Source organism: Tenuifilum sp. 4138str (genome assembly GCF_041102575.1).
Classification (GTDB): Bacteria; Bacteroidota; Bacteroidia; order Bacteroidales; family Tenuifilaceae; genus Tenuifilum; species Tenuifilum osseticum.
Window position 1 is genome coordinate 1 of record NZ_JBGCUE010000021.1, and the last position, 9,617, is coordinate 9,617.

Genomic DNA, 9,617 nt, shown 5'->3' on the forward strand with positions numbered 1-9,617 from the left:
CTTGCAAATATTTTATTGAAAACAACCTATTATGTTATTAACAATCAATATGTTATTATGTTAATAAGGGTCGACTAGTTAAGGATGCTTGTCATGTTGAGTCCCGAAATATCAGGATTGATTTCGCTGATACATCTATTTGCAGTATTGATAGAAATTCCTCGACAGGCTTGGAGTGAAATTGCCGAAAGGGTTGGCATTGAATGATTCAATTGTTTAAGACGAATTCCATTCGTGGTTTTTTTACCAATGGATTTTCAATCCATAGTGATTCAGTTATAGTGTGAAGTTTAAAAGCAAAAGAGGCTGTTCTTTACAGCCTCTTTTATTTCATATAATATACTTCATTATTATTCCTTGTTCACACCTCTTACTTCGGTTTGTTTGGTGTGGCCATAAATTTCCTCAAGTATTTTTTCGTAACGTTCGTACAGAACCTTACGTTTTAGCTTAAGGGTTGGAGATAGCTCGCCGGTTTGTGGTGTCCATTGCTCTGCTACTAAGCGGTAACGTTTTATTTGTTCATAATCGCTGAGCTGTTTATTAACGGTAGTAATTTCCTTTTGGTACCTTGCAATAACCTCAGGAATGGTAATCAGTTCCTCGTTGTTCTCAAAATGAATTTTGTGGCGACTGCACCAGTCGTGCAGGAAGCTGAAGTTTGGCGAAATTAATGCGCTCACAAACTTTTCGTTTTCCCCTACTATCATACATTGCTCAATGAAGAACGATTCTTTCAGTTTATTCTCAATTAGTTGTGGTGCAACGTACTTCCCGTTGGAGAGCTTAAAGATTTCCTTTTTCCTATCGGTTATTGTTAGGAACTTACCATCGTCCAAATGGCCTATATCACCGGTGTGGAACCAGCCCTCCTCGTCAATAGCCATTTGGGTTAAATCGGGGGCCTTATAGTAACCTTTCATCAGGCTGGGGCCCTGCATTAATATTTCGCCGTCGTCGGCTATCTTTACCTTTACATTAGGCACTACAGGGCCAACTGAGCCTATCCTAATGTTGCCGGGTGAAGCAGGGTGATTAACTGCAATTACAGGCGAGGTTTCGGTAAGTCCGTATCCCTCAAAAACAGGAATGCCAGCAGCCCAGAATACCCTCATGAGCCTGGGTTGAAGAGCGGCTCCTCCACTAATGATAAGCTTAAGTCTTCCACCAAGCGCCTTTTGCCACTTTGAAAAAATTAACTTGCGGGCAAGGTTAAGCCTAATACGGTAGTACCAGCTATTGCGTACCTCGTTATACTTGTAGCCAAGGTTAACTGCCCAAAAGAAAATCTGTTTCTTTAGCCCTGTTAAATCCTTTCCAACCGCAATTATCTTGTCGAATGTTTTCTCAAGCATGCGGGGAACAGTCATGAAAATATGGGGTTTAACCTCTTTAATTACATCGCCAATGGTGGCAAGGTTATCGGCATAGTAAATACTTACCCCTATGCTTTGGTAGTAATAGTTCACCATGCGTTCAAATACATGGCTTAATGGAAGAAAGCTTACGGCAATGTCGCCGTTTTCAAGGGGGAATAGTCCTTTACAGGCTTCAACATTACTCAGGAAGTTGGAGTGTGAAAGCATTACCCCTTTTGAAACGCCTGTTGTGCCCGAAGTGTAAATTATTGTAGCAATATCATCGGGTTGAACCGATGCTTTTATCTTGAAAAGCTCATCAACCCATTCATGTGCAGTCTGTTTGCCGCGCTCCAGCACTTCGTTCCAGCTGCGGATATCGCCATTTTCTACTGTTGAGAATATCCCAATAAAATTCTCGAGGTCGGCGGTAAGGGGTTGAAGCTTTTGGTACAAGGCCTTATCGCCTACAAAAATGGCTCTTACCTCTGCATGCTTTAGAATGTATTTGTACTCATCGGTGCTAATTGTTGGGTAAATGGGCACATGAACCATTCCGGCTTGGGTAATACCCATGTCAACAATATTCCATTCAGGCCGATTGCCGCTGATGTTTGCAACCTTATCGCCAGGCCTAAGCCCCATGGACAGCAAGCCATAGCTGAGGTTGTGAGCCATTTGTGAGTATCGCTCAATGGTGTACTCATCCCAAACCCCATTTTTCTTTACAGCAATTACTGTTCTGTTCTCATAGGTGTCCTTGCCTGCTTCAAGAATGTCAAAAGTTCTTTTAATTTCCATGCTTTATCAGATAAAGTTTTACTTATTTGAACTATTTGCTCAGAAAAAGGTTAATTTAGTCCCGGCGACAAATATAAACTAATTTCTATGAAACAAGTATTCTTTTGTTTAATCGTTTGTTTAATTTCCGTAAACGTTTTCGGACAGGACAAGTACGCCTACACCATCTTCAATGGGAAAGGGGATAAGGTTGTTTACCAGAGTGTTGTAAGTGCAGTAAAAAATTCTGACTTATTGCTATTTGGAGAGCTGCACGACAACCCTATAGCGCATTGGCTTGAGCTGGAATTAACGGTTGATGTTTTTGAAGCCACAAAAGGGAATATAATACTGGGTGCTGAGATGTTTGAAGCCGATAATCAACTTATTCTGGATGAGTATCTTGGTGGCTTAATTAGCCAGCAACGGTTCGAAGCCGAAGCTCGTTTGTGGCCCAACTATAAAACCGACTATAAGCCACTGGTTGAATTTGCTAAAAGCAAAGGTTTAAAATTTGTTGCTACAAATATTCCTCGCCGCTATGCTGCTATGGTTTCGGCAGGTGGTTTTGATACGCTACAATCTCTATCAGTAATGGCAAAATCATTCATTGCCCCTTTGCCAGTAGAGTATGACCCAAACCTGGGATGCTATAAGGGAATGCTCAGTATGATGGGAATGCCCGGTAAAGGGAAATCGAACCCCGAATATTTCCCAATGGCACAGGCCATTAAGGATGCAACTATGGCATATAATATAACCCGAAACACTAGTAGCGGTAAGGTTTTTCTACATTTTCATGGTTCTTACCACTCTAACAACTACGAGGGAATATGCTGGTATGTTAAGCGAAAAATGCCGAACCTGAAAATTGTGACAATTGCAACTGTAACCCAGGATGATGTCAATGCTTTGGCAAAGGAAAATATGGGCATTGCCGATTTTGTCATAGTTGTACCCGAACGAATGACCCGAACATACTAATCCCTTACCTGAGCAGGAAGTTTTCAACGCAAACTAACCCTAAAATAGCTGTAATAACTACAATTATCAGCAGGGTTGTTACTCTGTTTAGCAGGTTGTTCTCGTATTCAGAGTATCGATCCAGATTGGTTTCCATGGCTATAGTTTCTTTTACCTATACTACAACCATGAGGGGTTTTACCCTAACCGGCTATTCGGCTTTAATGTAAATAGTATCAATCCTAATTTGAGGATCTCCAGTGGGATTGTAAAAGTACATTAGGTGAGTTTTTGCCACTTTGGGTGTTATGGTTATTGTTGTGTCGTGAGTAACCAGTTGTTGGGTACATGGCTCACCATGATTCTCGTAGGTGGCTAATGCGCTGAAAAAGTATGCAGAATCGGATTTAACGTCCAGGTAAACCTTAACATTATACCAGCAGCCATTTGGTGCCGATGCCCTTATTTGAAGGTTGTATGGTTCGTTTAATATCATTGTATCGGGCAGTAATCCTGCTTCCATGGTTACATAATCGTTAAACCTTACATAGTTATCGCCCTCAATACATCCAAAAAGGGTTGACAATCCTAACGCTGAAATGAGGAAAAATTTTGCTTTCATTGAGTTTTTCATTAGTATTTCTGCAAATTTATACAAAAATTGTACCGTTTGGCTTTTTAACCTCTAATTTGTTGTATGGAGTTGGTGAGGTATGAAAATACTACTCAAAAATTTGTCATGCTGAACTAGCCGAAGTATCATATTGCGTCTTCATTCTTTATTCACTTTTTGCTCTTTGGAATGTTCTCCTGTTGCGATGCAACGTTTCACTGCTGCTCTTTGGAGTATCATAGCGTGCATCGCTATTCATGTGGGAGTGGCCATTGTGTTACAAATATTACGCCCCTACAGGGCTGGGAACGTTGTTCGTTGTTAGTGAATCGTTTTTCGTGAATAATATGTCACACGCTCTGTGTAACAACGTGATGCATAGTGTAACTCTGTGATGTATGCTGTTGCTCGGTTCATGAGACGGTTGTCATGCTGAGCCTAGCCAAAGCATCTCTTTGTGTCTTCATTGCCTTATCACTTTTTGCTCTTTGGAATGTTCTCCTGTTGCGATGCAACGTTTCAGTGTTGCTCTATGGAATGCCATAGCGTGCATCGCTATTCGAGTGTAAAGTCATGGTGTTACAAATATTACGCCCCTACGAGGCTGTCACGGTAGGATTAAGATTTTTAATCGTACAGTAGTGAAATGGAGATCAATTAAAACGATGCTTTAATGCAAGGTTTCAGCTAATTATTACTTTCCAGTTTGTGTCGTAGCCCCTGGTACGATTTTAGTCGTACCTGTATGCTCCCAACACGTATGGGCGACTCAATGTAAACTGGTAGCTTATTTGCATCGTCGGTGACCCAAACCAGCAATTTTTGGTTTGTTGAGAAGATATCGCCTGCCACCAAATCGACCTGAAATTTCAGGCAGGCCATTTTACCTATCCCTGTTACTTTCCTCACATCTTTGCCTAAGTACCTGTACTTGACGTTAAAAATCTCCTCGTCCATCAATACGTTTACCGGGAAAACAGTACCCTGCCTAATGCCAGAAAAATTCAAACATCGGGAGTAGTAAATAGCGGTAACCACATCAAAAAGGCAGCCGGGCGATTTAACCGAAACAAATTTGTTAGGCCCGCCCTTGCGGCGTACCCGAATTTTTACGCTATCGCCGGGTTGGTTGAACCAGTACTCGTTTTCCTTAGTAAAACCGCCCTCGTAGATATTGCGGTTGTAGTAGTGTGGAGATAAACTCACAGGGTCAACCCACGATTCGTAAAGGTCTCGAACCTTGAAGAACCAATCGTAGAATGAGTAACTTTTACCTGTTGCTTTAAGGTGTAGCAATGTTTTACCAAATCGGTTGTCGGAATCCACAGTAAAACAGGCCTCGCCAACATCGGTCCAAATAAAAAACCAGGTGTAGCTTACCTCGTAACAAACCTTTTCGCCAGCCACAAAGGCCGTGTTGGTTACTCTGCAGCCATCCGGTTGCTGCGCAATGACTTTAAGGGTAATAATTGGTGTTAAAAGAAGGATTAACCTGTAAAGTTTCATCCGTACGAAATATTTATATTGATAATTAATAACACTTTACAGTCTTGCTTTTAATAAACTTTATCGAGCGGATGGAACACCCATAGTTTGACTTCGTCGAGCTCGCAAAAAACGCTCGGTTGTTCAAATGTGTTTGTGCAAGTTGCCTTACATGGGTGTTTCATGATATTCCGCTGTAATCGTTCCGATGAAACTCTAGCCTGCTGAGCTGTTCCTTCATGATGGAGTTGCGCGGATTCTCCAGTAAGGGGTCGTGGTCAAGAATCTCGCTGGCTACCTGTCGGGCGTGTTGAATGAGTTGTCCGTCCGTGGCAAGGTTGGCCATTTTGAGGTCGAAAGGCATTCCGCTTTGCATAGTTCCGGCAATATCGCCGGGGCCACGAAGGTGAAGGTCAACTTCGGCAATCTTAAACCCATCGTTTGTGGTAACCATGGTTTCCAGTCTTTTGCGCGATTCCTTGGTTAGCTTAACCTGCGAAACAAGTATGCAGTAGCTTTCATCGGCTCCCCGGCCAACCCGTCCGCGGAGCTGGTGTAGCTGCGACAGCCCAAATCGTTCAGCGCTCTCAATTACCATTACCGTGGCATTGGGAACATTAACTCCCACCTCAATCACGGTGGTTGCCACCATTATGTGGGCTTTGCCCTGTGCAAAGAGGTTCATGGAGTAGTCCTTGTCTTCGGGCTTCATTTGTCCGTGAACTACCACGGTTACATACTCTGGAGGTGGAAATGCCCGAACAATGCTCTCGTACCCATCCTCAAGGTCTTTCAAATTCTCAAGTTTCTCCGATTCTTTAATTAACGGATAAACCACGTAAACCTGTCGGCCCCTTTTAATCTGCTCTTTCATAAGCGCAAAAACAAGGTTACGTTTGGCATCGGTGTAGTGTAATGTTTTAACGGGTTTACGACCCGGAGGTAACTCATCAATTACGCTCACCTCCAAATCGCCGTAAAGGGTCATGGCAAGCGTGCGGGGGATTGGGGTGGCTGTCATTACCAGCACATGGGGTGGGTCGCTATTCTTTTCCCAGAGCTTAGCACGCTGCATAACGCCAAACCGTTGCTGCTCATCAATTACCACAAAACCAAGGTTCTTGAATTTAACCACATCCTCCAGTAGCGCATGGGTGCCAATAAGGATATTGAGTTCGCCCGCCTCAAGCGACTGATGCAGGTTGTTGCGTTCTGAACGTTTGGTACTGCCGGTTAGTAAACCCACCTTTACCGGTAAATCGCCCAGTAGTGCAGTGATTGATTCATAGTGCTGGTTGGCAAGTATCTCAGTGGGAGCCATAATGCAGGCTTGGTATCCGTTATCAACTGCAAGCAGCATGCACATCAGCGCAACCACGGTTTTGCCGCTACCAACATCGCCCTGTAGCAGCCTATTCATCTGCTTACCGCTAAGCATATCGCGGCGAATCTCCTTTATTACCCGTTTCTGGGCCTCGGTTAGCGGAAACGGTAGCCGTTCATGGTAGAACCGGTTAAACATCTCTCCCACATGGTTGAAAACATGACCGTTAACCTTGGCTTGACGAACCTTTTGGCGGCTTAGGATACTAAGCTGAATGTAAAAATGCTCCTCAAACTTAAGCCGTTGCTGCGCCTTGTGGAGCAGAGTGGTATTTGCCGGGAAATGAATGTTGCGTAAGGCTTCAGGTAGGGTCATTAGCTTGTTTTGCTCAATGATGAAGGGTGGAAGGGTTTCGGTGATTTTTCCAATCGCCATTGGGATTAGGGTTTGAACAAATCCCATTATGGTTTTGGATGTGATGTGGTTGTTTTTAAGCTTTTCCGTTGTGGAGTAAACCGGCTGTAGCGACCCGGTAATAACATCCTGCTGAGGATTATAAATTTCCATCTCGGGATGGGCAATGCTAAAGTGGGCGCCAAACCTTGTTGCCTTGCCAAATATCAGATAGTCAACGTTAGGTCTTAACCGTTTAAGAACCCACGTTATGCCCTGGAACCAAACAAGTTCCATTCGGCCCGTGCCGTCGGTTACAATGGCTGTTAGCCTACGGTGCCGACCTGCGCCAGCCTCTGAAATGCTGATAACACGCCCAACAACCTGTACATAGGGTAACTCATCGGTAATCTCCGATATTTTGTTGATTTTTGTTCGGTCAATGTAACGGAACGGGTAAAAGGTGATTAAATCGCCAAAGGTGTATATATTCAGCTCCTTTTGGAGCAGCTCGGCACGCTTGGGGCCAACACCCGGCAAGTACATTATTTCGGAGTCGAGAATGTTTCCCATACCTGAAATGCTTACCACAAAGTAAGCAAAAAATAAAAAAGGGGAAAACTTTCCCCTTAATACTATTTTGACGATGAGTGCTACAGCGATTCTACCACTTGCTCCAGCTGCCGTTTTAGCCTCTCCTCAACATCGCGGTGGGTGGCCAAATACCTAACCTCCTCGGGGTTTAGTAGTGTGTATAAAAAGTTTTGGTCAATATCGATAAGGAATGAGATTACCTCACGGAACGAATCCTTTTGGGTATCGAAACCAACCTGGTTTGAGTAGTCGTACAGGCGTTGGCGTAGTTCAGAACTATTGAGCGTTTCCATAAAAATTTTTGTTTACACTCAACCTACTAACAAAAGTTGGGCCAAAAAGTTTTTGGATTACTGCTTATTTTGTAAATAACTGTGGGTTAGCCACATGCGGTTGGCGCGAAATGCAAATCCGTGCAGGCGAGATGGTTTAGTTTTTTTTATTTCCAATCCCAAAAGGGATGTGAACCAATGGAATGTTTTGAATTTTATCGTCAAGATGTATTAATTGATCGTCAAAATACAAATGAGGTTTCATGGTATCAAGAATTCTTTTCTTTTCGACACCACCTAAAAGAAACATTTCATCTACTGTAACTCCCCAACTGTTTAGTGTGTTAACAGCTCTTTCATGAGCAGGGGCATTTCTTGCTGTTATAATTGCTGTTTTTAAAATTTTCTTATAGCTTGGGTCTTCAGTTTCTTTCTTTGTTTCTAATTTCTGAAAGAATGAAATTCTTTTAAAGAAATCAGCCAGGGGGCCTGGATTAAGAGCTTCTTGGCTGTGTAGGGTCTCATACTCATAATACTTCTCAATTCCTTCCTTTTGATAAACTTTTTCAGCTTCATCATCAGCTATAACACCATCAAAATCGAATGCCACTCGCAATTCACTAACATCCTCTTCATCTATAATTTTAGTTCTAATAACCCTACCTGCTGCATATTTTGATTGTAAAGCTAATTCAACGTCTCGTTCACTTGTTGACAAAAAAAGCGAAATATTGAAAGCAGGGATGTATTCATATGCAGGTTTTCCAGACATAAATGCTGCTCTTGTTATATCTAAATTATAATGCTTTATGGAATTAAAAATTCTTATACCTGTTTCAGGGCTATTTTTTGAAAGAAGAACTACTTCTATTGGCTTTTCAGAAGTATAAATGTCGTTGATATGCAATAATCTTCTGATAAATGGAAATGCTACTCCTTTAGGGAGAATTTCTTTTTTGTTTTCAATCTGAAATTTTCTATAAGCCTCCAATCCTTTTGTTCTATAAATATCATCCTCAATTTTCAGATCAAAAAGAGAATTTGCAGAAATTCCTACAACTAATTTTTTGTCAATTGGATAAGCCATGGTGTCTACTTTTAAAAAATTATACCCAATGTTTGAAATACACGTCGTTTTGCGGGACAACAGGACTGGCGCATTTTTTTGCATTTGCAAAAACCGTTACAAGCAAAATGTGTCCAAATGGCCGTAGGGCGTAAGCCAGGAGCGTGTTTGCCGTGTTAACTGATGGACACTGGAAGCCAGTAAAATCATAAAAGCCACGGATGGCATTTTTAATTTTCCAATATTCCGATGTATTCATATTTTTTAATTTATATTTGAGATCCAACAGGTTAATTTTAATAGCATTACTTTAAACTATAATTTAAAAATTTAATTGTATTTTCGATTTTAATTTTTACTTCTTCACTATCAATTGATTTATTGTGCTTCATAAAAGCAGTTTTGATTGTATCTTCTGTAGGGTTCGTTTTATTTCCCTTTGGCCAATCTATGGCATAATGCATCATATTAACTTTAGACTTTAATGGGACATTATATTTTATTAATATACCAGATTTCTCTAAATATTCTAATCTCGCTATCTCTGAATCTTTACTATCAATATAAAGTGATTTATAAAATTCTATTAATTTATCGTCAATAATGCAGCCTGACCATTGTTGATCCTTTTCAAAATTAAATGAATCAACAATTGACTTGCCAAAAAATGTTGTTGTTATCCAAGATAATTCATTCAATGTCGTTTAGTTAAGCAAAAGGATAGGAATAGCTCATACAGAATAGGATATAGGGGAAAATAGTTCTTTGA

The 9,617-nt window shown here is 41.4% G+C and carries 10 protein-coding genes; 1 reads left to right on the plus strand and 9 read right to left on the minus strand.

All coding sequences use genetic code 11. The annotated features are described in order from the left end of the window. Positions 1-350: 350 nt before the first annotated feature. The gene (locus AB6811_RS13680) at positions 351-2,159 is read right to left on the minus strand and encodes an AMP-dependent synthetase/ligase (protein WP_369491179.1); all 1,809 of its coding nucleotides are present in this window, start codon (positions 2,157-2,159) and stop codon (positions 351-353) included. Between the two features lie 87 nt (positions 2,160-2,246). Here AB6811_RS13680 and AB6811_RS13685 point away from each other — a divergent pair, with 87 nt between their 5' ends. Next, complete coding sequence (locus AB6811_RS13685) at positions 2,247-3,122, plus strand: ChaN family lipoprotein (RefSeq protein WP_369491180.1); 876 nt, start codon at positions 2,247-2,249, stop codon at positions 3,120-3,122. 4 nt (positions 3,123-3,126) lie between these two features. Here AB6811_RS13685 and AB6811_RS13690 read toward each other — a convergent pair whose 3' ends face one another. The 8 genes from AB6811_RS13690 to AB6811_RS13725 form a co-directional block, all read right to left on the minus strand. After that, positions 3,127-3,258 (minus strand): hypothetical protein, encoded by a 132-nt coding sequence (locus AB6811_RS13690; protein ID WP_369491181.1) that lies wholly within the window; start codon positions 3,256-3,258, stop codon positions 3,127-3,129. 54 nt (positions 3,259-3,312) lie between these two features. Beyond that, a complete protein-coding gene (locus tag AB6811_RS13695) occupies positions 3,313-3,723 on the minus strand; it encodes a hypothetical protein (protein ID WP_369491182.1) in 411 nt (136 codons plus the stop codon). Between the two features lie 678 nt (positions 3,724-4,401). Next, entirely contained in the window at positions 4,402-5,220 is an 819-nt protein-coding gene (locus tag AB6811_RS13700; RefSeq protein ID WP_369491183.1) for a DUF3108 domain-containing protein, read from the minus strand. Between the two features lie 160 nt (positions 5,221-5,380). Beyond that, the gene (recG, locus tag AB6811_RS13705; protein WP_369491184.1) at positions 5,381-7,489 is read right to left on the minus strand and encodes an ATP-dependent DNA helicase RecG; all 2,109 of its coding nucleotides are present in this window, start codon (positions 7,487-7,489) and stop codon (positions 5,381-5,383) included. 80 nt (positions 7,490-7,569) lie between these two features. Then, a complete protein-coding gene (locus AB6811_RS13710; RefSeq protein ID WP_369491185.1) occupies positions 7,570-7,803 on the minus strand; it encodes a hypothetical protein in 234 nt (77 codons plus the stop codon). Between the two features lie 136 nt (positions 7,804-7,939). Then, complete coding sequence (locus AB6811_RS13715) at positions 7,940-8,869, minus strand: 5'-nucleotidase (RefSeq protein WP_369491186.1); 930 nt, start codon at positions 8,867-8,869, stop codon at positions 7,940-7,942. Positions 8,870-8,888: 19 nt separating this feature from the next. Beyond that, positions 8,889-9,107, minus strand: a complete 219-nt coding sequence (locus tag AB6811_RS13720) for a hypothetical protein (RefSeq protein ID WP_369491187.1) — start codon at positions 9,105-9,107, stop codon at positions 8,889-8,891. Between the two features lie 46 nt (positions 9,108-9,153). Then, a complete protein-coding gene (locus AB6811_RS13725; protein ID WP_369491188.1) occupies positions 9,154-9,546 on the minus strand; it encodes a hypothetical protein in 393 nt (130 codons plus the stop codon). Between the last annotated feature and the right edge of the window lie 71 nt (positions 9,547-9,617).